The sequence below is a fragment of the Flavobacterium pisciphilum genome (assembly GCF_020905345.1).
Taxonomy (GTDB): Bacteria; Bacteroidota; Bacteroidia; order Flavobacteriales; family Flavobacteriaceae; genus Flavobacterium; species Flavobacterium pisciphilum.
Genome location: NZ_JAJJMO010000001.1, coordinates 5208981 through 5235527, shown reverse-complemented (window position 1 = coordinate 5235527; position 26547 = coordinate 5208981). Strand labels below are relative to the sequence as shown.

Genomic DNA, 26547 nt, shown 5'->3' with positions numbered 1-26547 from the left:
AATATGTATGTATTTTTTGGCTCTAACAGTGGCTATATTCTTTTCCTAACTAATAAAAAGCTAGGAAAAGATATAGTATATGATTGAACATATATGAAATAAACTTACGAAGTAAATAGCTTCTAATCCTTCGGTTAACTTAGGATAACAAATACTATTCCATTTATAATTCGATAAAATCTCCGATATCAAGAAGCATTAAGTCTTTTCCTTTATCAAAAAACTTCTTAATTGCTTCTTCATGATTGATTTTAATATACCCAAATGTGTCAAAATGATAACCTAGAATTTTATCACATTCGATAAAATCTGAAGCTATAATTGCATCTTCAACATCCATGGTAAAGTTATCTCCTATTGGCAAAATAGCTAAATCTAGCTTTGTACGCATCGGAATTAACTTCATATCCATTGTAAGGGCAGTGTCTCCTGCGATATAGATATTTTTATGTTCGCCTTCGATTACAAACCCTCCTGGGTTCCCACCGTTACTACCGTCAGGAAATGAACTTGAATGTATAGCATTTACGTATTTTACTTTTCCGAAGTCAAATTGCCAGCTTCCTCCGTGATTCATGGGATGACTATTCAACTCTCTTTGAGCAAAATAACCTGCAATTTCGGCATTTGAAACAATTACTGCTCCAGTACGTTTGGCAATTGCTTCGGCATCTAAAATATGATCACCATGTGCATGCGTTAGTAAAATATAATCTGCTTTTAATGTACTACTATCGATATGTGATGCCAATGGATTACCTGAAATAAAAGGATCTACCAAAACATGTTTTCCTCCAACTTCGATTCCTAATGACGCATGACCGTAAAATGTGATTTTCATATTGATACAAATTTTAAGTTTAACATATTTATCTTCCGCCCATGAAGAGATTAACGATAATGTCTGATATTAATGAAATCATACACAAAGTCAATAATACTGATAGTAAAAATGTGCTTAGTGCTACTCTTTTTAATTCTGGATCTAACAGCTTTGGCTCTTTGTTTTTAGAAACTACAATTAAATGCTTAGTTAAAGGTATGTATGCCAATAAAAACAAGTATTGGTCAAAATTATAATCGCTTAAAATAGCAAATACAACTACCGAAACCATTGCGGTTATGATTAAGAAGTAATGGTATTTTTTTGCTGCTTGACCTCCCATTTTTACAACAATTGTATTCTTGCCCGATTTTTTATCTGAGGCTTCGTCACGCATGTTGTTAAGGTTTAAAACCCCAACACTCAATAATCCTATTGCTACTGCTGGTAAGATTAAAAGCGGATCTACTTCTTTTGAATATAAAAAGTTTACTCCTAACGTACTTACTAAACCAAAGAATACAAATACAAACAGATCTCCAAATCCTTTGTATCCATAAGCTGAGTTTCCTACTGTATAACGAATTGCTGAAACAATAGCTGCAATTCCTAACAACAAGAAAAAGATTGAATACACAAAGTTTGTTTCGCCAAAAGCAAAATAAATCAATGTTATTGCTGACAATAAAGTTAATATTGCAGTAATAATTATAGCCTTTTTCATGGCTTGTGGCGTTATTACCCCACTTTGAATGGCACGTTTAGGCCCTATTCTATCTTCATTATCAGTTCCTTTTACTCCATCGCCATAATCATTGGCAAAATTGGATAAAACCTGTAACCCTAGCGTTGTTAAAAGTGCAAAACCAAAAATTTTCCAATTAAAAACTTCTGTAGGCGTATAAACGTTTTCTGTGGGATTTGCCAAAGCATACATACTACCGACGATAATCCCTGAAACTGATAAAGGTAATGTTCTTAATCTAGCGGCTTCAATCCAATGTTTCATTCTGTTTTGATGTTTTGTTTGTTTCAAGTTTCAGGTTACAAGTTCTTGATCTGAAATTTGGAACTATTTTTAATTAAAAAATTTTAGTTTCCGTTTTGTTATTTTAGTTTCTGTTTACAAGCAATAAACTTGAAACTTGACACAAATAAAAACTTGAAACTTTAATTATGGTAACCATTTGTTTTCGCCAAAATTAGGCTTTCTTTTCTCTAGGAAAGCATTTCTACCTTCTTTTGCTTCTTCGGTCATATAAGCCAAACGAGTAGCTTCTCCTGCAAAAACCTGTTGTCCAACCATACCATCATCTGTAAGGTTCATAGCAAATTTCAACATTTTTATAGATGTAGGTGATTTTTGCAATATTTCTTGCGCCCACTCATAAGCTGTGTCTTCTAATTCATCATGAGGAATTACTGCATTTACCATTCCCATATCCATTGCTTCTTGAGCTGAGTAATTGCGTCCTAAGAAGAAAATTTCACGTGCTTTTTTCTGTCCAACCATTTTAGCCAAATATGCAGAACCATATCCTCCATCAAAACTGGTAACATCAGCATCTGTTTGCTTGAAAATTGCGTGTTCTTTACTCGCTAACGTCATATCGCAAACTACATGCAAACTATGTCCTCCACCAACTGCCCATCCTGGAACTACAGCTATAACCACTTTTGGCATAAAACGAATTAATCGTTGTACTTCTAGAATATTTAAACGATGTTGTCCATCTTCTCCTATATATCCTTGATGTCCTCTTGCGTTTTGATCTCCTCCACTACAAAAAGAATACACTCCATCTTTAGTCGAAGGTCCTTCGGCAGATAATAAAACTACTCCAATCGAAGTATCTTCTTGTGCATCATAAAATGCTTGGTATAATTCGGATGTTGTTTTTGGTCGGAATGCGTTGCGTACATTAGGTCTATTAAAGGCTATTCTTGCAACTCCATTACATTTCTTATAGGTTATATCTTCAAATTCTCTGGCAGTAATCCAATCCATTAGATGCTATTTTTAATTAATTATAGTGTAAAAATAAATCATTTTTTACACTTTAGACTATACATTTTTAATGAAGTCGTTCTTAAAATATTTTTGCTCAAATGTTAAAACTTGTTTTAAAACAAAAAACTATATTTATTTATAGTGTATTAAAACTTTTATTTTTTATCTTTACAACCTATTAATCAATGTAGTACACTTTTCAAAGTACGCATTTTAGATTGATTTTCTTTCACTGATTTATTAACCTAAAAAATGATTTTTTGAGAAAATTTAAAAAATTTGTCGCTCATTTTTCTATGGTTTTGAATTTAAAAACTTTAGGCAACGAGCAAATAAGAATAGCATTTGTTGAAATTGCAAAAGAGAGAAAGTAACACCTACGGTTAACAAGGAAGATGCATTAAACAGCTCTACAGACGAGTACTTATTATTGCTTAATCATCTTTAAAAATATAAAAAAATAAACCAAAGGTTCTGCCGTGAAATTGATTTTAGCATATACGTATTTGTTATCCCTATTTCCAGACAAACCCATCTGAAAAAGTAGTAAATCACACGCAAACAGGTTAAGTACAGTATTTACATATTGTGTGGTTCTATTCACTTTTCGTGATGAAAGTAGATTTATTTTTATTTTTGTTTTTTTTAATTACAATTTTTTTTAAAACTAGAATAAAAAGAGAAAGGCTAATCACAATGATTAGCCTTTCTTATTCTATTACTCTTTAACTAAGTAAATTCCGTCTTCTTTGATCTCAATTAGTTTCTCTTTGTACAGCGCACCAATTGCCTTCTTAAAGGTTTTTTTACTCATTTTAAGCACTGTTTTAATATCTTCTGGATGCGAATTATCCGTAAGCCTTAAAAATCCACGACTTGCTCTTAATTCATCCATGATTTTTTCAGCGTTTGGCTCGATACTTTGATATCCTTGCACTTGCAATGAAACATCTATTTTATTGTCAGGTCGGATGTTTTTAATGTAACCACGCATACGGTCTCCTGTACGAATAGCATCATCATAAACCTCATCTTTATACAACAATCCTTTATGTTTTTCATTGATGATTACATTGATTCCTATTTCGGTAATATGCGAAACAATTAAATCTACCTCTTCTCCATTTTCAACCGTTAGATTATCATTGTTCAAGAATTGGTTTGTTTTACTTGAAGCCACCAAACGATTGGTTTTTTCATCCATATATAAATATACCAAATAACGCTTTCCTTTTTCCATAGGTCGCGCCTGTTCTTTATACGGAACAAGTATGTCTTTTTCCATACCCCAGTCCATAAAAGCCCCTATTTGATTAATATAGTTTACACGTAAAAGAGCAAACTCATTTAGTAAAATATAAGGTTGTAATGTTGTAGCAACTGGTCGCTCTTCATGGTCTAAATAAACAAAAACAATAAGCTCCTCGCCTATTTCAAATTCATTTGGAACGTATTTATTTGGTAAAAGTATGTCGTGTATTCCTTCTGGATCTTTTTCTGGGTTTCCCAAAAACAATCCTACTTTAGTATCACGTAATATAGTTAGTGTATTGTATTTTCCTATTTCAATCATCTTCTTTAATGTTCTGTATTGCTATCTAAGCAAGTTTCTAAGTTGCAAAGGTACGAAGTTTGAATCTACCATCGAAAAGTATTTATTAAGGATTCTTAACGTTATGTCTTCTAATAGTTTTCTTTTTTAATTAAATTTGAAATTATATTAACCAACTCCAAACAAATGAAACCACAAATCCTTATCTATGCCCTTACCTTTCTATTTTTCTCCCCATTTATTCATTCCCAAACCAATGATGACCCTGAAATAAGAAAAATGATTACTGAGGTTAAAGCCGAAAATCTTGAAAATACCGTTGTAAAATTGGTTTCTTTTGGAACCAGACACACTTTGAGTGACACCAAAAGTAAAACACGAGGAATTGGTGCTGCTCAAAAATGGGTGAAATCTGAATTTGATAAATATGCATTAGAATCTAACGGAAGACTAACCGCTACTATTGATTACTTTACTGTAAAAGCTGATGGAAAGCGAATCCTAAAAGACAGCGAACTAGGGAATGTTATGGCTACTCTAAAAGGAACCGACCCTACTGATAATCGTGTGCTTATCATTAGTGGACATCTGGATTCACGTGTATCTGATGTTATGAATATCAAAGATGATGCTCCTGGCGCAAACGATGACGGTTCTGGAGTTGCTGCAATGATGGAAATAGCCAAAATCATGAGCAAAAGATCTTTTCCTTGTACAATCATTTTTGTAGCTGTTACAGGCGAAGAACAAGGACTTTATGGCGCTAGACATCTTGCTGAATTAGCCAAAGAATCTAAATGGAATATTATTGCCATGATAAATAATGATATGATTGGAAACAGCTTATCCAGTGGTACAAACCTTCGTGATAATACTCAGGTTAGGGTTTTTAGCGAAACTATTCCTTATCTGGAAACGGAAGATGAAGCCAAAATCCGAAAAGCCACAAACAAAGACAATGACAGTCCGTCTAGACAATTTGCGAGATATATTAAAACTGTTACAAATCAATATGTTGATCAATTGAGCATTAATCTTATTTACAGAAATGATCGTTTTTTACGTGGTGGCGATCATACACCATTTAGCCAAAATGGTTTTACTGCAGTACGCTTTTGTGAAATGAACGAAAACTTCAATCACCAACACCAAGATTTAAGAACTGAAAACAATATAAAATATGGTGATCTTCCTGAGTTTATGGATTTTGAATATTTAAGAAAAATTACCTGTTCTAACTTGGCTACCTTATCAAACTTAGCTTGGTCTCCCAAAGCTCCTATTAATGTAGGTATTGAAGTAAAATCACTCTCTAATTCATCTACATTGTCATGGAATCCTGCTGAAGATAAAAAAGTATATGGGTATCAAGTTTTGATGCGTGAAACAGCATCCTCGCATTGGGAAAAAACTTTTTTTACTAATGACACAAAAATAGAACTTCCTTATTCTAAAGATAATTTTTTCTTTGCAGTACAGGCTGTAGACTCTCTAGGGCATTCTAGCTTAGCCGTTTTCCCTATTCCTATACGATAAGATTTTACTATTTTTCATTAAAAAAGCGCCTAAAAGGCGCTTTTATTATTTTACAATGAAATACTATTTATAAACACTTTCTTTCTTAAAGTGTTTTGTCAATAAATAATACACAACTGCTCTATATTTGTTCTTGTTTGAGCGTCCATATTTTTCTAGTACAGCATCTATTCCAGCGTCTAAAGCTGGTGTGTCTGGTAAACCTAATTTCTTAATTAAGAAATTATTCTTCACTGTATCTAATTCTGTTTTTTGCGTTCCTGCAACTGTTGCTGCATCTGCATTATATATTGACGGCCCGCAACCAATAGTTACTTTTGTCAATAAATCCATATCTGGAGTTACGCCACATTTGTCTTTTAAATCAGCAGCATATTTTACAATTAATTCGTCTCTTGCACTCATAAATAAAATTTAATAGTTGATTAATAATTGTTCACACTCTCAAATTTAAGCTTTTATTCTATACATTGTATTTTATTTAAGACAAAAATAAACTCATACTAATTCTTTAAAAAACTGTAGCAATATTTTATCGTTTTCTATTGTTGGTGTAAAAATTTCCAAAATAGCTGGAGCATTATTTACCTCATATAATGATTGTAATCCCAATTGTAATGAGCTTTCATCATTGGCTTTTATATAATTCATTTTGAACATTCCTGCCATATATTCGGCAGTTAAATGATGAGATGTTTCAAAGAAAGTATTAAAAACTGGTTGCTCTTGATGCCCTGGCAAAATGCGGAAGATTCCTCCACCACCATTATTTACAATTATAATTTTAAAATTATTCGGAATGTAGCTATTCCATAAAGCATTACTGTCATACAAAAAACTAATATCTCCTGTGATGAAAACTGCTGGCTTCAAATTACCTACTGCAGCTCCTATAGCTGTCGATGTACTACCATCGATACCACTTGTACCTCTATTACAGAAAACATCTATTGACGAATCTATATCAATTAATTGTGCATATCGAATAGCTGAACTATTACTTATTTGCAACTGACTATTTTTAGGCAATGATTCAATTACTTTTTCGAAGACTTTAAAGTCTGAAAACGGAATTTTAGTTAAGTATTCTTGCGCTTTTACTTTTCTTAAAGCATTAATTTTTTCAATTTTTGAAAAATAATCACTTTTGATAGATTCTGTTTGAGACAAGAAAGTTTCAAAGAAATCGCTTGGTTTTGTTTTTATATGATTGGGTGAAGCTCCAAATGTATCATACGCTCTTAGCGTATCTATATGCCAATGTTGCTTTGGCTTGTACTTTCTTAAAAATGCCTTGATTCGTTTAGAAACTATCATTCCTCCAAAAGTGACTAAAATTTCTGGTTGAAAATCTTCAAAATCAGCTGGTGTAAACGGTGTAATTAATGTGTCTATACTATTTACAAAACTAGAATGATGCAAATTAGATGTTGTTTCTGTTAAAACAACAACTGACTCATCATTGGCTAATCTTTCAATTATTTCTTGACTAATACTATTAGGCTCATTTACTCCCACAAGCACCATCTTACGAGTCGATTTGTTCCAATCTGCAAGCATGGTTGCTAAATCAGCTATTGCTTCTGACTGGTTTTCTTTTACGTAAGTATTAATTATTGGCGTTACTGTAAGTTCTGATACCGTTTCATACAAAGGTTCTTCGAATGGAGCATTAATGTGTACAGGCCCTTTTTGTGCTCTGGCTGTATCTATTGCTTCATTTATTTTCTTGTCATTTTCTAGCGAAACATCTTCATGCAAATTCGCATTATACAGAGAATGATTTATATATACATTTTCCTGACGGATGGTTTGCCCATCGCCTATGTCTATTTTGCTTTGCGGACGATCAGCTGAGATTACAATTAGTGGAATCTGACTATAAAATGCTTCTGCAAAAGCGGGATAATAATTTAATAATGCCGAACCCGAAGTACAAACTAAGGCTGTTGGTTCTTGGGTTTGTTGAGCGATTCCTAATGCAAAAAATGCAGCACATCTTTCATCAGCAATACTGTAACACTGAAATGCAGGGTTACTAACAAATCCTATGGTTAAAGGGGCATTTCGTGACCCGGGAGATATAATAATGTTGGTTATTCCTTTTTCTAAACAAATTTGAATGATACTCTGTGCAAGTGGTATTTTGGGGTAAATCATTTTTTCGAAATTATAAAACACAAAGTTAATGAGTTCAGATATGATTTAGGGTATAAATAACGATATATTACCATTTAATTATAGAAAAAGGAAATATATTTGTAAAAATTATCTTTAATAAAAACTGAAAGATTATGCGTTTTATTTATCTATCCCTACTTATACTTTTTATACATGCCGGAAATGCTCAAAATCAATTTGTTCACGATGATATTAGCTATAAAGATGCTTTAGTAAAGGCAAAACAAGAAAACAAACCTGTCTTCGTTATGTTATTTGCTACTTGGTGCCCTCATTGTAATGTAATGAAGAATAGTACTTTTCAAGATGCTACAGTAATGACTTTTTTAGAAAGTAACTATGTTTGTGTCTGGAAAGATATTGATAAGCCAGAGGGGCTTGCACTAAAAACCAAATTTGACACCAAATCATTACCTAGTTTTATAATTGTTGATTCTAACGAAACTATATTATATAATTTGAAAGGTGAAATAAAAGCTGCTGAATTTTTAAATGAAATTAAAAATGCTTTAAATCCTAAAATGCAATTGCCTTATCTTGAAAAACAGTTTTTGGCAGACCCTAGTAATGCTAACAAATGCTTGGCTTATTTAAATACATTGAGAAAAGGTCGTGAAAGAGTTGATTTATCCAAAGCTACCCACACTTACCTTGCTACACAATCTGACTCGCAATTACTTACCGAAATGAACTGGCGTATTATTGCTAATGGTGTAAGTGATATCAAATCGCATGAATTCCAATATGTATTACAGCACCAAAAAGAATTTGGAAATGTTGCTTCTCCTGATCGTGTAGAGAAAAAAATAATCAATATAGTAACTGAATTACTACGTCCTTACACCGAAAGTTTAGATACCGTTAATTACTATAAACAAAGAGAAATTGCTAAATCAATTCGTCTCCAAAAAACAGACTCTCTTATTTTTTCTTATGATTTAACAATTGCTGAAAGAAGTACTAATTGGAAGTATTATAATAAAACTGCCTTAGATGGAACTCAAAAATATGTATGGAATACTCCAAGTGCCTTAAAAGAAATTGGACAGGTTTATCTAAAAAATATTACTGATGTAGAAAGCTTAAAAAAATCAATCGAATGGGTAAAACGTTCTTTAGAGATAAATGATGCCTACGACGGGAACTTATTATTATCACGACTTTATATTAAAATTAAAGATAAAAAATCAGCTTTAGTCTATGCAAAAAAAGCAAAAACTATCTGTGAAGAAATGGGTTGGGACTCGAAAGATGCTGATGCTCTCTTGGCTGAACTTAAATAAACTAACTATTAACCTCTTTGTGTGTAATTCGTAGAAACAGTTTTTAGCACATAGAAACAGCAGTTGTTGTTTTATTTTTTTTCTTCGAAAATTATACTCAACAATCCATTAACAATAAAAATACATTATGTCTGTTACAATTCGACCAGCAACTTCTCACGATTTAGATAAAATTCTTGACATTGTTAACTACTCTATTTTGCATACTACTGCTAATTATAGCTATGAAACCCAAACTATTGAAGTTCAAAAAAAATGGTTTGAAGATAAAAACACCAAAAACTTACCTGTTATTGTAGCTGAACTGGATGGTAAAGTTATAGGCTTTGGTAGTTATGGTCCATTTAGAGAAAAAATTGGATATCAATACACGGTAGAACATTCTGTTTATGTAACTGAGAATATAATTGGTAAAGGCATTGGTTCTAAATTATTGACTGAATTAATTCGCTTGGCCAAAGAGCAAGGGTATCATGTTATGATTGGTGCGATTGATGCAGATAATGCAGGAAGTATTGCTTTTCATGAAAAATTTGGTTTTGTAACAACTGGAACTATTCGTGAAGTTGGATATAAATTTGATCACTGGCTTGATTTGGTTTTCATGCAATTGACACTGAAATAAGAATCTATTTTTTAAAATCTCCTTTTTAGAATGCTAATCAGGATGCGTTTCTGAATATGTATAAAGCGCCATTTGGAAATTATTTATTAATTCTTCACGTGATGCCGAAATATCTAATAAGCTAATGTCTTTAATATCTTTAAACTTAGACAGTACCTCTTTATTAAAACTACAAACTACGATAGGCACTCCTTTTCTTTGTAATTTAATAAAATCAAATAGATCCTCTCCTGAATAAACGATGAAAAAAATAAATGAATATTCGTCTTGTATATTATCAAAAGTATCTTCTGAACTGAACTTTTTGTAAACTCTAAAGTTAATCTCCTTTCCAAATTGTTTCTTTAAGAATCTGGAAAAACCATGTTGATTATCATATACTAATACCTCTTTTGTCACCATTTTATTTTATTTTTCACAAACTCAATTTTACAATTAGCTTGTTTTTTTTATTGACTATTACTAAAAAGAGTAAGGAGAGTATGCAGTAGAATAAATAACCTACAAATACATTCCCCTCCTTTCTCATAAAAACTTGGTATTAATCTACCACCAATTAATACCCAAAAACAAACAATTCCTATTTTTTACTATTAGCAATTTTATTTTAAAACTTGCTTTACTTAACATACAAATAGCCGCTTTTTTCAATTCTTGATTCTGCATTTAGTCTATAGCGCAGTATATAAAAATAAGTTCCAGCTGGTACAACTTGCCCTTTTTTCATAGTTGCTCTTCCTGCAGAAATACCACGGAATACATTATCATTTAATCCGTAACCATCAGCTTCATAGATTTTAACTCCCCAACGATTATAAATTTCTACCGTATTGTCTGGATAATGCTCTAGACCATCTATCTTAAAGTAATCATTTACCCCATCTCCATTGGCCGAAACTGCATTATAGATAATTATCCCCACAGGAACAACAGCAGCTTCTGCGCGGTTGTTATCTGGATTATGATCTGTAGGCGTTGAATCAATCAAATAAGCTATGTTAAGATAATCACCTGTACCCATTACTTTTGCTGTTAGCGTTAACGTTTGGGTTGCTCCTGCAGCTATATTTGAGACATTCCAAATTCCACTGATATTATTATAATCTCCTGAAGAAGCTGTTGCATTTACAAACTGATACCCTGATGGCAACATTTCGCTAATACTTACATTTTGAAAACTTTCTGTTCCTATATTACTTGCTGTTATTGTAAATATTACATTCTCACCAACTGATGGTTTTGGATTGTTTACCACTTTTCCTATTGCAATATCTGAACAAACAGCTATTGTTACTGGAAAATGAATCGTGACAATCGGATCACAATTAAAAGCATTAATAAACGCTACTCCAACTGAACCATTTCCTGCTGTTGTCCATTTAATTGTTACAAAATCATCATCTAATTTTCCTCCTGCACTAATAGTTCCTCCTGCCACAATCCAATTGTAATCCGACATTCCTGTAGAGGTCTTATAAGTTACCTCATCGGCAATACAAGCTGCAGTATTCCAACCAATAGTTTCACCCGGCAAGTCAGCTTTAATTATTGCTGTTACTGCTAAACGCGTACTGCTCTCACAAGCTCCAACATTTAATAAACCGTAATAAATTACTCCATCTACTAAAGCGGTTCCCGATAAAACTATGTTTCCTGCGATTGCTGCATCATACCAAACAACATTGCTTTCATTAGTAACTAAATCTGCAACCGTAGCATTTGAAGCTAAACAAAATTCTTGTGTAGCATTTCCAGTTGGAGGCACTACTTCATTCATTATTGCTGTTACTGCCAAACGCGTACTGCTCTCACAAGTTCCAACATTTAATAAACCGTAGTAAATTACTCCATCTACTAAAGCGGTTCCCGATGAAACTATGTTTCCTGCGATTGCTGCATCATACCAAACAACATTGCTTTCATTAGTTACTAAATCTGCAACTGTAGCATTTGAAGCCAAACAAAACTCTTGTGTAGCATTTCCGGTTGGAGGTACTACTTCATTCATTATTGCTGTTACTGCTAAACGTGTACTGCTCTCACAAGCTCCAACATTTAATAAACCGTAATAAATTACTCCATCTACTAAAGCGGTTCCCGATGAAACTATGTTTCCTGCGATTGCTGCATCATACCAAACAACATTGCTTTCATTAGTTACTAAATCTGCAACTGTAGCATTTGAAGCTAAACAAAATTCTTGTGTAGCATTCCCGGTTGGAGGTACTATTTCATTCACTATTACAGTTACTGGCATACCTGTATTTGCTTCACAAGCATTATCTCCTTTTATTGTTACATAATAAATAGTTGTAACCAATGGTTTTACACTATAAATAGCATCTGTGGATAAAACATTAGTCAAAGTTTCATCACTATACCAAGTAAACTCTGGATTAATAACGCTCATACTGCTTGCACTTAACATTGCTGTTTCTCCCATGCAGATTGTCTGATTACCTAATATATCTATTTTCCCTTCTGGATTTACCTCAATTGTAAATGTAACGGGAGTCCCGATACAACCATTTGCAGTTGGTGTCACAGTAATTGTCGCAATTGCTGTAAAATGATCATTATTAATTGCTGTAAAAGCAGGAATATTTCCTGTACCAGCAGCAGCTAAACCAATATTAGGGTTATCGTTTACCCAACTATAAGTAGTTCCTGTTATATTGCTTACAAAATCAATTTCTGAAACGATAGTGTTTGTACAAATCTTTTGATCTGCTGGTTGAGTTAAAACTATATCTGGATTTACAGTAATAGTAAACGTAAATGATCCTGCCCCACAAACTGTTCCTATTGGATGTACTGTTACCGTTGCAGTTACTGGTGTTGTTCCTGTATTAATTGCTTTAAAAGAAGGTATATTAGGACTTGAAATCCAATTATCTTCTAAACCTATACTCCAATCGTCAACTGACCAAACATATAAAGTTCCCGGATCATTACTATCAAAATTGATAGTTGGCAAAGTACATTGATTCCCTACAATTTGAGGTACAGGTGGAGTTACAACTAATGCTGGATTAATTGTTACATTCACTTCTTTAGCAGTTCCTGGCAAATTTTCGCAAGCATTATCACCTTTAACAGTGACATAATAAATTTCTTCTGCCGTTAATACTGGAGTAGTAAAATCTGCACCTGTGCCTAAAACATTTGTCAAATTAGCATCACTATACCAAGTAAATATAGGATTGGTAATGGTTGTACTATCTGCATTTAAAATTGCTGTACTTCCTGAACAAGTACCTACTGAATCGGCAATAATATCTGCTGCAGTTGCTGATAAATTAACCGTAACGGTTACTACTTTAGCCTCAGTTGGGATATTTTCGCAAAAATCAGCACTTTGTGCAGTAACATAATACATACTATTTGCCGCTAATACTGGCGTAGTAAAATCAGCGCCTGTACCTAAAACATTTGTCAAGCTAGCATCACTATACCAAGTAAATAAAGGATTTGTTATAGTAGTACTTGCAGCTTGCAACGTAGTTGTTTCTCCTGAACAAATTACACTATCAGCCACTAATATATCGGCAGCAACAGCTCTTGCTTTTATTTTTACCTCAATTTTATCGGTAACAATACATCCTGAACGGGTTGTTACATTTACCGAATATTCCCCTGCTTGAGGATTATCTAATACCAAATTTTCTGTTGTCTGTATGCTTCCATCAGGAAGCTTCCATTTTACATTAGTTACTGCACCTAATGATTTTATAGAAAAATTTAATTGATCTGTATCACATAGCTCATTAGCTCCCGAAATTATATCAGTAATATTACTAATATAATCCATTTTAAAAGAAGCCTCTAATGCTGTAGGGTAACAAGCTGTTTCTACTTTTACCATATAATCTCCTGCCACAAGGTTAGGAAAGTATGCTGAGCTTTGTCCTACTGCTGGGTAATTGCTATCTGTTGCTTTTTTTAAGTAATAAACTGGATTCGTTGCATTTCTAATCACTACTCCCAATGTACCAGTAGTTGATCCTGTACAAATTGCCCCTCCTGAACCATTCATATCAAACACAGGAAATTCTGATTTTACATCAACTTCCCATGGCCCCTCGATTACAGGTTTTCCAGGAGCTCTGTCTTCAACCAAATTTATTTTATAAAGTCCTGTGATATCACCTCTAAAAACTGCTGTTACATTTTGTGATGACATATTCCATCCTATAGAATTTCCTACAACTGCATAAGGATAACCTAAACCCGCTGGACCATCAGCCACAACAAAATTCACAAAAGGCACATTAAACATCGATTCAAAACTAGTACTTGGATATGGTCTTAGTTCACCTTGATTGTGAACTCTATAATTCATACTTTTCACATAGCGATCACACGCAACAGGGTCTGGCGTAATTGTAGTTGTAACAGCAATTCTATCAATTATTCTATCTAATGTAATTGGAAAAGTTTTATCATAACAACCTGTAACCGAATTAATACGAACTGAATAAGCACCTACAGCCAAATTATTACTAATTAGTGTTCCATTATAACTTGTAGTATTAATAGTTTTTGTAAAATTATATCCATTAGGTCCGGTCACAGTTATAGTATAAGGAACTGGTATTGCATAATCAGTCTTAATTCCTAACTGGCTTTTTCCAAAATTTTTAAAATCGGCCATACTGACTAATTCAAATGGTAAATCATCTTGATTCGAAGGACGAAAAAGAACAGGGTCCAAAAATATCTCTGTTCTTGATCCTGTATTTAGATATTGACCTCTTGTTACATTTATATAAGAAAACCTATTTAATTCGCTTCCATTTACATCTGTTAATTTTAAAATATAGGTATTTCCTATGGCCAACTGAGCTTCAAAATCATTTTGAGATGCTCCCGTTATAGTATATTGTTTAGGTGGTTCTACTCCATTTTTTTCAGTAACTGTTAAAGTAAGTGGATCACAAAAACCAGAAAGCAACGAAAATCTTGATAAAGTCACATAACCCGTTGGTGTACAAAGCGTATTTGATTTATCATCGGCAATGTAAAATGTTATCCCTGCGTTTGCAATAAGTTTAGGCAAAAAATCATTTTTTCTAGAAGGGAAATTATAAACTGTTGATTTTTCTACCCCACAAATTGAAACCCACATCGTCATTGGTTTCCATGCGTTAATGTCGATTGGTAAAGGTTGTTTATAAGCTCTAAGTTCATCGTATGTCATATACGGCGTTTTTATGCCATCATATTCTACAGCATACATTCTAGTTGACACTCCTGGCCCTTGAGATATAGGAAATACATCATTTCCTGTAATCACTGGTATACCTCCAGAATAATTAAAATCATAATACGCATCTGTCACAGGGTCGCATACTGTTCCTGCTCCGCTATGAGTAACTTTTACATTATTATCCCAATACCAAAATGTAGGTGTTGAAACGTTAAAATCATAGACTATATTAGGTTTAACTACATGAGGACTATTACTATTAACAACAGTTCCGCAATTATCCTTTACTCTTATTTTGTAAGTTCCAGCAGGTATAGCAAGAAAACTATTAAATAGATTATAAGTATTCGTTATTTCATCTACAATATTATCACTAGCATCTAATACTGCTACATCATAAGGGGCTGAACCACCATTTATAGTAGTATATAGCCTTGCCCCTGGATCAGGACTGCCTGTACAATAAGCAAGCTGTGCAGATGAAATATTAGATATGGTTAATGTATTTGATGGTCTACGATCTTCTACAACTACCTCTTTTGTGATGGGTGTAGTAGTATTATTATCATCATATATTCCTACTGTATACGTTCCGGGAGCTAGATTCGAGAAAAAAGGATCATCTTGAGGAACACCGATTGCTGATCTTACCGCTCTGTAACTCACTAATTCATATTGTACTCTTCCAACTGTATTGGTAGCAGTTACAGTAATAGTACCGTCTGTAAAACAATAGGCAGGAGTGCTCACAGCTGTAAAATCAGCTGTTTGCGCCAACCCTACTAAGGGTAAGAAGCAAAAAAGTGTTATTATTATTTTTATATTTTTCATAACTTGTTTTTTAAATTGAATTTTCTAAAACCAAATTCTTTTTATTTACCCATATCAATAATGAATTCACTACGTCTATTGGCTTGATGCTGTGCTTCTGTACATGGTACATTATCAGTACAGCCATTTACTAATTGAGATTCACCATATCCCTTTGCTGTTAATCGGTTTTTATCAATACCTTTTTTAATCAAAAATCGTATCGTTGTCTGTGCTCTTTTCTCAGACAGTTTAAGATTATATTGTGCACTTGCTCGGCTATCTGTATGGGATTGAATAGCTATTTTCATTGTTGGATATTCATCCATAACTGCTATAATTTTTGCTAAGTCTTGTGCTGCATTTGCATTAATATTTGATTTATCTAAATCAAAATGAATATTTGAAATACCAAAAACTTTAGCTAAATCATCTCCTGTCGTTACTGTTTTTATTTGTTTGCCTAAAGCAATATCTTGCTTGGTTTTACCAGTTGTTTTTGGAGTTGTAAGACTAACTTCTTTTATTTCATAGTCTTTATGTACTGCACGCAAATAATAACTTTCTTCACATACGACTTCCAAAGTATATGCCCCATTTTCATTGGTAGACACCTCTTTTAATAAGTTGAATTTTGAATCAAATAATTGTACTTGTGTATTAGCCAATGGCATTGTACTGATCTCATCTGTAATGATTCCAACAAGTATTTGCTCACATCCAAATTGTAAAGGAAGAATTTCTTGCAATTTGTAGATATCATCATAACCAACAGCTTCTTTCCTATTGGTAGAGAAAAATCCATGTTTAGATTGAGTATTAATCCAAAAAGCAAAATCATCACTATTGCTATTCACTGGAGCACCAATATTGTAAACTCTTTGGTAGGTATTGTTTTTTTCTAGTGGAGAAACAAAAATATCTAGTCCACCTAATCCCGGATGCCCATCGGAAGCAAAATACAATTCATTCGTCTCTGAGATAAAAGGAAATGTTTCTTTTCCTTCGGTATTAATTTTGTCTCCTAAGTTTTCTGGTATTCCAAAACTTCCATCAGTATTGATTGCTACTTTAAATATATCCGAAGTTCCTTTAGTTCCTGGCATATTCGAAGCAAAATAAAGCGTTTTTTCATCTGGACTAAGCGCTGGATGCGCCACACTATATTCGTTAGAATTAAATGGCAACTCAGTAATATCTGCCCATACATTATTTTTCAAAACAGCTTTATATATCTTTAAAAGAGTTGTCTTGTCTTTACTTTTTTGTTTTTTCCCATCCAAAAAATTATTTCGGGTAAAATACATCGTTTGTCCGTCTTTGGTAAACACTGGAGTTGACTCATTGACTCTTGTCGTTACTGCACCCAAAAATCGTTTTGGAGTGCTTAAATTCCCGTTGTCATCTATAATTGAAGTATATAAACTAGTAAATGACTGATTGGTCCATTTGTCTTTTCGTTTTATGAATCCCATCGTATCTCTAGCCGAAGTAAAAACCAATTGATTGCCTAGAAAACTAGTTCCATAATCAGAATACTTTGAATTGATTCCAGCATTCTCAACAGTATATCGTCCAGAATTTTTCTTAATCACCTCTAGGTAGTCTTTTTGTTTATTATACAATTGAGCTCTACTATCCTGACCCGATTTCATGCTAAATTGCTCTAGGATTGCATCTGCCTTTTTATAATCGCCAATTGCTTTCAATGCTTGTGCATAACGATAGTAATATTCAGTAGGTACTTTTTCGTTTAAATCAAAAAGTGCCTTGTACCATTTTTCAGCTTTGATTAATTCACCATTGAAATAATAGCCATCACCTAACTTTTGAAATAAGTCAGTCGATTTATATCCTTTCTCTACTATATTTTCATAGATTTTTATAGCATTGATATAAGCAAATTGATCGAAATTTTTATCCGCAGCTTTAATTTCTCTTTTTTGAGCAAAAGCAACACTAATACTGAAGAAAAAAAATAAAAGTAATTTTAGTTTCATTTGTTGATCTTATTAATTTTTATAAAACATGGAACTCTCGTTTGTATCAAAATTCCACACTGTTTATTCTGTAGTAATCTGAATGCTAAAAGAATCGAGGAGAAATGATTCTATCATAGTTTTTAAATAGTTCGAAACGCAGAAAAATCTCATGTGAACCTGAATTATAATTTGCCAACTTTGTTGTTTCTGCATCGTAAGCATAACCTATTAACAACCCATCAGTTACTTGGAAACCCACCATTGCACTTAAAGCTGCGCTCCATCTATAAGCAACACCAGCAGTAAATTTATCGTCAAATAAAAAATTAGCAGATATATCCATTTGCAAAGGAGCTCCATCAACCACTTTTGTTAATAATGAAGGTTTGAATTTTAAGTTGTAGTCTAAATCAAAAACATATCCCGCCATTAAATAATAGTTTATACGCTCTCTCGCAACATAAGTATAAGCACTTTTGTCAAAATAGCTGTTCTCTAGTATTTTAGGGAGTGATAATCCAACGTAAAATTTATCTGAGTGCAAATAAACTCCTGCACCAATATTTGGAGAAAACTTATTATCGATATTATTTTGAAATTCTGGATCTGTAGGATCGTAAACATTTAATTTTGTGTAATCTACGTTAAGCAAACCTGCTGTTGCTTTTAATCCAAAAGATAATTTATAATTTGCTGAAGTATTAATAGTATACGAGAAATCAGCAGCAATATCGTTCTCAACCATTGGCCCTATTTGATCATTGATAACAGATATCCCTAAACCTACATTACTATTATTAATAGGCGTATTAAAAGATACCACATTAGTAAGAGGCGCACCATCTAATCCAACCCACTGGTTTCTGTGTAAACCAAAAATACTCATTACTCCTCGAGAACCTGCATAAGCTGGATTTATACTTGTCGTATTATACATGTAATGAGTGTATTGTGAATCTTGTTGACTCCACAAAGCATTATAAAAAAATAATACTAGTAGTATGAATCTTATTTTCTTCTTTTCCATTACTAAATAATTTAGAATACAAAGAGAAAGGTTACTTATGATAAAATATGTCAAAAAAATAACAGATTAAGACATATTTAAATTATTCAATATTTTTTTTATTAAATAATCTGTATTAAAAATCGAAACAAAAATGAATTATATGCCCTAAAATAAAGGGATGCGCTATTTAAAATGTAGCCTTAACAAAATCCTCAGAAGGCTTTCTGTTGAATTGTTGAAAATATATAGAAGTAAAATAACTTAGCTTGGTATAGTTTAATTCGTGCGAAATATCCGTCAACGAATCAAACTTTTCACTTTTAAGAAGTTCATTGGCTAGAATCATTTTTTCTCTTAAAAAGAAATTTTTAGGCGTACCAATAAACATTTTTTTAAACAATGACATGTATTTTGAAACTGACATCCCAGCCATATCCGCTAAGAAATCGATACCTGGAAACCCTATATATAAGTTCTCTAATAAATAATCTTTTGTGGTATTTAAAATTTCTGCCTCTTTTTCCGTTATATGGTGAAGCATTGGAGCTAGATTTGAATAACGATCTATAAATTTTGCTAATAACCTCAAGGCAACACCTCGTAAATATATTTCAAAAGCTGGATCTAGAAAGGATTTGCTTTTAATAGCATGCAAAATAACCTTGCTTTTACTATCAATATGATCGTAAAAGAAAAGAGTATTTTTTCCACTTTTAATTTTGCGTTTATTCGAATCTCTTATAACTCCATTTGCAACTGTAAGTTTCAATAAGTCTTTAGCAACTAATAATCGCATAGCAAACACGCGTTCTCCTACAACTGGCTGAAATACATTATCAATAGCATTATCAAATACCCCCAGTCCTAAATTTGCCTTGTATCCAATTTTATGTTTTATTCCTTCAACATGAATCAAATTCATCTCATCACTAAAATCATAATGAATTATATATAAATCATCTTTCGATTTAACCCTTTTTATAAGAATGTCTTGCTTAAATGTTAAATCCCAAATTACTACTGATAATCCAGGAACTACATCTGTATAATAAAACCCGCCATCTGCAATATTTTTTGGCATCTGCAAAAACTTATCTCCAATTAACTCTGCTCCTAGCTTTTCGATAAGTTCTTTCGCAAGTTCTTTTTGCCATAAAGATGTCAAAGTATATGTGTGACTGATTTCAATCATTATTGTAATTGTTTAATAAACTCTTTTGGTAACATCCCAAAGAAATCTCTAAATTTTGCAGTAAAATAGGAATTATTTGTAAAATTTAATTCATCCGAAACTTGAGCAATTGTTAACTGTTTTTCTTGTAGAAGTCGTTTAGCTTCTATCAGTTTATTATTTAAGAAAAAGGAATTTGGAGTCATTCCTGTAATCTTTTTAAATAGATTTTTATATTTAGATTCAGACATATTTGCTTCTTGTGCCAAAAATCCAATACTGGGAAAAGTTTGATTTACGTTTTCCATTAAATATGCTTGAGATTTTATAATACCTTCCAAGTCTTTTTCATTAACGGTGTCTACCACAATCTCATCAAGAACCATTTTTTCAATATATTCTGCTAAAAGATTTTGTACAGCTCCTTTAAGAAAAAGGTCAAAAGACTCGCCTTCTAATTTTTGAGAGCGTAGATTCATCAGAAGATTGTAACTCTCATTACTCATCCTTGTGAATTTGACTATTGTGTTTAATTTAGAGTTTAAAATTTCGTCAGCATGCTTTTTTATTGAAGGATTATTTTGAAAGAACCCTTTAATAACCTCTTTTTTAATAAAAATATTAAGGGCAAATGTCCTACTTCCTGGTTTAACGATATAATCTGAACTTAATGTACTATCAATAATAGCCAAATTGTAACTCCATTTGCCAATCGGATTCTGTCCGCCTCCTAATGACAATAAAGCTTCTCCCTCAGTGAGGTTATAATAAATCCCTATAAAATCATCTGTTTTATTTTGTTGTCTAAAATGAATTTCTGAATGATATAAAACATCTATATAAAGTACCGAAATGCCAAAGTCACAATTCAAGAAATATCTATCTCCTGTATGAATATAATCGGGTACCAAGATGAAATTACCATCAACTCTCCCTTCAAGTTGCTTCGCTAAGGGTTCTACCCAATCTAGCTCTACTCCATAATTATGTGTAATTTTTTTCATAAATATTGTTTACAAGTATTTCACATAATACAAAACGAGATTGTTGTGCATTAAAATAATCCAAAAAAGTGTTCAATTATTGGTAGTGGTATTGTTTTGTAGCTTCATTTTCTAAAAAAATTTTAGAGTGCAAAATGAAACAATTTTAATGGCTTAATATGTTTAAAAAATATCAGATTAAGACATTTTGTCAAGCGTGTAATACGTCTTAATAAGTCATAAATCAAATTATGTTACGTAAATGTAAAAATTATCTAAATATGTATTACAAAAATAAATAAGCGAGTACAAATTTTACTGCAAAACATAATTTAGTAATAAAAACAAAAAAGCGATTTTCAAGATTTTGAAAATCGCTTTTTACTTAATTCTTTAATTAATTAACTCTTAATCCAATTGATTATTTCTGGATCTGTTGGCAATGTTTTAGGGTGAATTACTTTTACCAATTCTCCCTTTTCATTAATTAGATACTTTTGGAAGTTCCATTCAACTTCTGAATCTTGCAATCCGTTTTTAGATTTTTGAGTCAAAAACTTATACACTTCATTCATATCATCTCCTTTTACAGAAATTTTGTCCATCATAGGAAAGGTTACACCATAATTTTGTTGGCAAAAAGCACCAATCTCTTCATTTGTTCCTGGCTCTTGTGATGCAAAGTTATTTGCTGGAAACCCAACAATTACAAACCCCTTGTCTTTATATTCTTTATAAATTGCTTCTAAATCTTTGTATTGTGGAGTTAAACCACATTTTGAAGCTGTATTTACAATCATTATTTTTTTCCCTTTTAAAGAAGCAAAATCAAATGGATTACCTGATAAATCTTCTACTTTAAACTGATAAATGGTTTGTTTTTCCATAACCTTTTCGCTTTTGCTATTTTTATTTTTCTTAGTTTGTGCCTGATTCTGACTGCTGAATAAAATCATAACACCACAGAATAAAAACAATATTTTTTTCATAATTATTTTTTTATAAAATTAATCAAATTTGATTTACTTGATTTCATTCTTCACTTTATTTTATGATTGAACAATTGTTAATTAATCAAAGAAGCCTAATGCTTTTAAACATTAGGCTTCCTCAACAAACAAATTAAATTATTATCATTTAATTCTTTCCTTAAAAAGGATGGTTAGATGTATAATACTTTATAATAAAATAAGGAAAGAGGTTTCCAAATTCGTTCCATCATCCTTTCCATTAGAAGCTGACTAAATATTATCCCCCATATTTGTCTTTGCTTTTCTAAAATCACATTAGAATGGAAACCTACCTCCTATTTTAATTAATTATGATACCCTAAATTATCCCCCATTCAGACTATCATAATTTACATATACGAGATTGGTTTACATTTGGTTTTAAAAAATAGAAAAAAGTTAATATTTTATTTTTTATTAGACTTTTAAACCATTATTGTAATAAAAAAATTATAATTTCTTTAATTTTTTGAATTATATTTATACCAACTTTAGTAATATTCACAATTTTCAAACGGAAATATAATACGTTTGTTCACCCTAAATCTACAGAATATGAGTCAAGACGAGTTGTTAGTATTAATTTATAAGAAAGACGAGAAGGCTTTTACCTATCTATACGATATGTATTCTAAAAGCTTATTTGCGGTCATCAATGTTCTTATAAAAAACAGAGAGGAAGCCGAAGATGTGCTTCAGGAAGTATTTGTCAAAATCTGGAAAAACATCGATTCCTACCACGAAAGTAAAGGTCGATTTTACACCTGGATCCTTAATATTGCTCGAAATACGTCAATTGACAAACTTCGTTCTAAAAATTTTAATAATAGCCAAAAAAACCTTTCTTCAGATAATTTCGTACATCTACTAGACGACAGTAATAAACTCGTCAACAAGATCGATACTATTGGAATTCATGAGTTTGTAAAAAAACTTAAGCCAAAATGTATTGCAATAATTGATTTATTATTCTTTAAAGGATATACCCAACAAGAAGCTTCAGAAGAGTTGGCGATACCTTTGGGAACTATAAAAACGCAAAATAGAAATTGTATTAACGACTTACGAATTTATTTGAAATTATAATGGAAACAAAAGAATATATTGAATCCGGTATTTTAGAGCTTTATGTTTATGGATTGCTTACTGAATCTGAAAGTATGGAAGTAGCCGCAATGGCCAAAAAACATGACGAAATTAACGATGAAATTATAGCCATCGAAAAAGCAATAGTAGCACTATCGTCTAGTTTTTCTCCCTTTCATTCAGTAGCTAATTTTGAGAAAATAAAAGCTAAACTAGAACTCAAACACGGCAAGGTCGTTGATATGAAACCTGCAACTAATTGGTCTCAATATCTAGGCTGGGCTGCTGCTGTACTCTTCTTATTAGGTTTTGCTTATCAGTATGTGCAACTTACGCAAACTAAACAAGCAATAGCCATTGTAGGGAGCGAAAAAGACAAATTAAAAAATGATTACGCACTTTTAGACCAAGAAAAGAAAGTTACCGAACAAAGCTTATCCATTGTAAGAGATATAAAAAACACTGGGGTTACTCTAGGCGGTCAAGCAGTTGCACCTCAATCATTTGCCAAAGCATATTGGAATAAAGACACCAAAGTAACTTATATTGATGCTGCTGGTTTACCAAAACCTCCAAAAGGGAAAGTATACCAAGTATGGGCTCTTAAACTAAGTCCAGTGCTTACACCTACAAGTATCGGTTTATTGAGTGACTTTGATTCTAATAGTCAAAAACTTTTTAAAGTAGAAGATACTGGCTATGCTGAAGCTTTTGGAATCACTCTTGAACCTGAAGGCGGAAGCCCAAGTCCAACAATGGATCAATTGTACACTTTAGGAAAGGTTTAAAAACCAATCTATTATAAAAATCAAAACGCATATTAATTTATTTTAATATGCGTTTTTTTATTATTTTTAAAACCTAAACCAACCAATACTAAACCAAACTATGAACAGTACTTTTATCTTAAGAATTGCAGTTGCAATTATTTTACTTACCCACAGTGTTTTCGGAATGTTTGATAACGGGATCAATGATTTTGGAAATCTATATTTAAATCAAATCGGGTTTGCTCCTTTTGGGGTCTTTCTTGCTTGGTCTATAAAGCTTTCACACATTGTTGCTGCTATTCTTTTACTTATCAATAAATACATCAACTTTGCAGCGATTGTTACTATTTTAGTGCTTATTATGGGAATTATTTTAGTCCACTTTAAAGAGGGATGGTTTGTCGTTGGAGGTGGTAGAAATGGAATGGAATATAACTTCTTATTAATTTGTGTTTTACTAGCTATTATGTTTCCAAAAGGATTAGCAAAAGAATCTGTGTAAAATATTTACTGCGAAATGTGAGATGAGAAAATTAGTAGTCAATTACAATTTCACATCTCACATTTCACTTTTTACTTCTCACCCTTTTTCACATCTTACCTTTTCACATCTTACCTTTTCACATCTTACCTTTTCACATCTTACCTTTTACATCTTTTTAATCTAAATCAGTAAATCCATACTCTTCTTCCATTTTTAAAAAGTCTTCTTTGGTTTGTGTTGAAACAAACAAAGGATAATCTTCTGATAAATCTCCTTCATCATCTGTAAAATACCAAACTAGTTTTCTATCATTCTCATAAATAATCCAGTTGTTATGGTCTACAACTTTTTTCCAATTACTTGCTGTTAATTGCTCTGTAAATTCAAATAACTCATGTCGATCCATATCATATATTGCTCCTGAAAATTGGTAACCACCTTCTGCACATTGTCCATATAACATCATTTGTAAAAATTCAGAAAGCAAAATTTCTTCTGAATTCCATATCACATTATCTAAATTTTGAACTTGATAAACTAAAGGATTCTCCTCACTGTTTACTGCATTAATTCCCCAATAACAGACTGCCTGATTTTCTTCTAGAAAAACTAATTTTCCATCTTCGTAAAACAAATCTTCTGGTTTAATAAATCGCTGAAATGATGACATGAAAATATCCAACTTACCAATCGTTATATAAAACTCTTTTAATATTGTTGGTATTTCTTGTCCCAGTTTGTTTTCAACTTCTTTAATTGTAGTAACATCGTATCCGTCGGTAGTAACTAATGGTCGCCCTAATAGTTTTTCTGCAATCTGTTTTATCATAATCTTCTAATTAGTCATGCCTACTCCTAGTTTAATCTCTAATTTCTATTTCCAGCATATTAACAAAAATAGGTAATTCATAATTTATTTCAATCCTTTAGGTAACTCATCTCCTTTTTGTACTATAATTGAACTATTACAACTGGAAAATCTAAAGCACATACAACTAAATACTAATCTGTTACAAAAATATTTTGCAAATTCCTTTTTTCATAAAAATCTATATCGTAATATTGCAATATAGAAATATCAAAATTATGGGAGCTACTAAAACTGATTTCTTTACTGACAGCCAAAACGAACTTGCGATTCTCACTAAAGCACTAGGACATCCTGCAAGGATAGCTATTATTGAGTATTTAATAAAAGTAAACACCTGTATCTGCGGAGATATAGTAAACGAATTACCTCTTTCTCAGCCTACAGTTTCTCAACATCTTAAAGAGCTTAAAAATGCTGGTTTGATAAAAGGCAGTGTTGAAGGAAACGCTATTTGCTATTGTATTGATGAAACTGGATTTGAAAAAATTAAAGTTTTTTTCCAATATGTCACCACACATCTGGAGAAAAGAAACAATGAATGTTGTTAATTATTAAAAATAAAAACTATGAAACTTTCAGAAATTAAAAACATATTAAAAACTGTTGAAGCTATTAATTTTCAGCTTCCTGACGGGACTTTTGTTCCTGAGTATTTTCACGTAACCGAAGTTGGTTTGATTACTAAAAACTTTATAGATTGTGGCGGAACTGTTCGCAAGGAAACTGTTGTAAATTTCCAACTTTGGAATGCCAACGATTATGAACACCGATTAAAACCTCAAAAATTAGTACACATCATAGCACTTTCTGAGAAAGTTTTGGGCATTGAAGATTTTGAAATCGAAGTTGAATATCAAGATACTACAATCGGAAAATATGATTTAGACTTTAATGGTAAAGATTTTATTTTACTCAACAAGCAAACTGCTTGCTTGGCCATGGATCAATGTGGTATTCCACCTGTAAAACAAAACATTCCTCTTTCTGATGTAACAAATCAATCAAACTCTTGTACTCCTGGAAGTAATTGTTGCTAATTCTTTTTAAAAGCATCTAGAGGCATCTAAGGTTCTAAGTTACAAAGGCACAAAGAGTACTCAATGGCTTTATTCGTGCCTTAGAAAGATAAAATCAACGAGCTATTTTGGAGT

General features: G+C 32.1%; 22 protein-coding genes. 8 read left to right on the top strand and 14 right to left on the bottom strand.

Going from position 1 to position 26547, the window contains the following annotated elements:
• Nucleotides 1-163: 163 nt before the first annotated feature.
• The 4 genes from LNQ49_RS22370 to LNQ49_RS22355 form a co-directional block, all read right to left on the bottom strand.
• On the bottom strand, nucleotides 164-841 hold the full coding sequence (locus tag LNQ49_RS22370; RefSeq protein WP_229991157.1) for a metal-dependent hydrolase: 678 nt from the start codon (nucleotides 839-841) through the stop codon (nucleotides 164-166).
• Between the two features lie 28 nt (nucleotides 842-869).
• Nucleotides 870-1832, bottom strand: coding sequence for a 1,4-dihydroxy-2-naphthoate octaprenyltransferase (gene menA, locus LNQ49_RS22365; RefSeq protein WP_229991156.1), 963 nt, complete (start codon nucleotides 1830-1832; stop codon nucleotides 870-872).
• A 165-nt stretch (nucleotides 1833-1997) separates the two neighbouring features.
• Nucleotides 1998-2831, bottom strand: coding sequence for a 1,4-dihydroxy-2-naphthoyl-CoA synthase (locus LNQ49_RS22360; protein ID WP_229991155.1), 834 nt, complete (start codon nucleotides 2829-2831; stop codon nucleotides 1998-2000).
• A 721-nt stretch (nucleotides 2832-3552) separates the two neighbouring features.
• Nucleotides 3553-4407, bottom strand: a complete 855-nt coding sequence (locus LNQ49_RS22355) for a CvfB family protein (protein ID WP_229991154.1) — start codon at nucleotides 4405-4407, stop codon at nucleotides 3553-3555.
• Nucleotides 4408-4572: 165 nt separating this feature from the next.
• Between LNQ49_RS22355 and LNQ49_RS22350 the strand changes: the two genes are divergently transcribed.
• Complete coding sequence (locus tag LNQ49_RS22350) at nucleotides 4573-5922, top strand: M20/M25/M40 family metallo-hydrolase (protein WP_229991153.1); 1350 nt, start codon at nucleotides 4573-4575, stop codon at nucleotides 5920-5922.
• A 63-nt stretch (nucleotides 5923-5985) separates the two neighbouring features.
• On the opposite strand, the gene LNQ49_RS22345 is transcribed toward LNQ49_RS22350, so the two are convergent.
• Both LNQ49_RS22345 and menD read right to left on the bottom strand, forming a co-directional pair.
• Entirely contained in the window at nucleotides 5986-6327 is a 342-nt protein-coding gene (locus tag LNQ49_RS22345) for a DUF2853 family protein (RefSeq protein ID WP_229991152.1), read from the bottom strand.
• A gap of 93 nt (nucleotides 6328-6420) precedes the next feature.
• The gene (gene menD, locus LNQ49_RS22340) at nucleotides 6421-8082 is read right to left on the bottom strand and encodes a 2-succinyl-5-enolpyruvyl-6-hydroxy-3-cyclohexene-1-carboxylic-acid synthase (protein WP_229991151.1); all 1662 of its coding nucleotides are present in this window, start codon (nucleotides 8080-8082) and stop codon (nucleotides 6421-6423) included.
• A 134-nt stretch (nucleotides 8083-8216) separates the two neighbouring features.
• Here menD and LNQ49_RS22335 point away from each other — a divergent pair, with 134 nt between their 5' ends.
• On the top strand, nucleotides 8217-9386 hold the full coding sequence (locus LNQ49_RS22335) for a thioredoxin family protein (RefSeq protein WP_229991150.1): 1170 nt from the start codon (nucleotides 8217-8219) through the stop codon (nucleotides 9384-9386).
• Between the two features lie 127 nt (nucleotides 9387-9513).
• Nucleotides 9514-10011, top strand: coding sequence for a GNAT family N-acetyltransferase (locus tag LNQ49_RS22330; RefSeq protein ID WP_229991149.1), 498 nt, complete (start codon nucleotides 9514-9516; stop codon nucleotides 10009-10011).
• 33 nt (nucleotides 10012-10044) lie between these two features.
• On the opposite strand, the gene LNQ49_RS22325 is transcribed toward LNQ49_RS22330, so the two are convergent.
• The 7 genes from LNQ49_RS22325 to LNQ49_RS22295 form a co-directional block, all read right to left on the bottom strand.
• The gene (locus tag LNQ49_RS22325; RefSeq protein ID WP_229991148.1) at nucleotides 10045-10413 is read right to left on the bottom strand and encodes a hypothetical protein; all 369 of its coding nucleotides are present in this window, start codon (nucleotides 10411-10413) and stop codon (nucleotides 10045-10047) included.
• A gap of 217 nt (nucleotides 10414-10630) precedes the next feature.
• Entirely contained in the window at nucleotides 10631-16051 is a 5421-nt protein-coding gene (locus tag LNQ49_RS22320) for an Ig-like domain-containing protein (RefSeq protein WP_229991147.1), read from the bottom strand.
• Nucleotides 16052-16092: 41 nt separating this feature from the next.
• Complete coding sequence (locus LNQ49_RS22315; RefSeq protein ID WP_229991146.1) at nucleotides 16093-18030, bottom strand: OmpA family protein; 1938 nt, start codon at nucleotides 18028-18030, stop codon at nucleotides 16093-16095.
• Nucleotides 18031-18115: 85 nt separating this feature from the next.
• On the bottom strand, nucleotides 18116-19039 hold the full coding sequence (locus LNQ49_RS22310; protein ID WP_229991145.1) for a PorP/SprF family type IX secretion system membrane protein: 924 nt from the start codon (nucleotides 19037-19039) through the stop codon (nucleotides 18116-18118).
• A 169-nt stretch (nucleotides 19040-19208) separates the two neighbouring features.
• Nucleotides 19209-20213 carry a helix-turn-helix transcriptional regulator gene (locus LNQ49_RS22305; RefSeq protein WP_229991144.1) on the bottom strand — a complete coding sequence of 335 codons (1005 nt, stop codon included), beginning with the start codon at nucleotides 20211-20213 and terminating at the stop codon, nucleotides 19209-19211.
• Nucleotides 20213-21196, bottom strand: a complete 984-nt coding sequence (locus LNQ49_RS22300; RefSeq protein WP_229991143.1) for a helix-turn-helix domain-containing protein — start codon at nucleotides 21194-21196, stop codon at nucleotides 20213-20215. Before LNQ49_RS22300 ends, LNQ49_RS22305 begins: the two co-directional genes overlap by 1 nt.
• A 380-nt stretch (nucleotides 21197-21576) precedes the next feature.
• Nucleotides 21577-22164: a glutathione peroxidase gene (locus tag LNQ49_RS22295; RefSeq protein ID WP_229991142.1), complete on the bottom strand. Its 588-nt coding sequence runs from the start codon at nucleotides 22162-22164 to the stop codon at nucleotides 21577-21579.
• A 576-nt stretch (nucleotides 22165-22740) separates the two neighbouring features.
• Between LNQ49_RS22295 and LNQ49_RS22290 the strand changes: the two genes are divergently transcribed.
• The 3 genes from LNQ49_RS22290 (at nucleotide 22741) to LNQ49_RS22280 (ending at nucleotide 24543) form a co-directional block, all read left to right on the top strand.
• Nucleotides 22741-23271 carry an RNA polymerase sigma factor gene (locus LNQ49_RS22290; protein WP_229991141.1) on the top strand — a complete coding sequence of 177 codons (531 nt, stop codon included), beginning with the start codon at nucleotides 22741-22743 and terminating at the stop codon, nucleotides 23269-23271.
• Nucleotides 23271-24059, top strand: coding sequence for an anti-sigma factor (locus LNQ49_RS22285; RefSeq protein WP_229991140.1), 789 nt, complete (start codon nucleotides 23271-23273; stop codon nucleotides 24057-24059). The genes LNQ49_RS22290 and LNQ49_RS22285 overlap by 1 nt, the downstream gene beginning before the upstream one ends.
• A 100-nt stretch (nucleotides 24060-24159) precedes the next feature.
• Nucleotides 24160-24543 carry a DoxX family protein gene (locus LNQ49_RS22280; RefSeq protein ID WP_229991139.1) on the top strand — a complete coding sequence of 128 codons (384 nt, stop codon included), beginning with the start codon at nucleotides 24160-24162 and terminating at the stop codon, nucleotides 24541-24543.
• A 157-nt stretch (nucleotides 24544-24700) separates the two neighbouring features.
• On the opposite strand, the gene LNQ49_RS22275 is transcribed toward LNQ49_RS22280, so the two are convergent.
• Nucleotides 24701-25354 carry a hypothetical protein gene (locus tag LNQ49_RS22275; protein ID WP_229991138.1) on the bottom strand — a complete coding sequence of 218 codons (654 nt, stop codon included), beginning with the start codon at nucleotides 25352-25354 and terminating at the stop codon, nucleotides 24701-24703.
• 257 nt (nucleotides 25355-25611) lie between these two features.
• Between LNQ49_RS22275 and LNQ49_RS22270 the strand changes: the two genes are divergently transcribed.
• A complete protein-coding gene (locus LNQ49_RS22270; protein ID WP_229991137.1) occupies nucleotides 25612-25944 on the top strand; it encodes an ArsR/SmtB family transcription factor in 333 nt (110 codons plus the stop codon).
• A gap of 18 nt (nucleotides 25945-25962) precedes the next feature.
• Complete coding sequence (locus LNQ49_RS22265; protein WP_229991136.1) at nucleotides 25963-26433, top strand: DUF6428 family protein; 471 nt, start codon at nucleotides 25963-25965, stop codon at nucleotides 26431-26433.
• The last annotated feature ends 114 nt before the right edge of the window (nucleotides 26434-26547 follow it).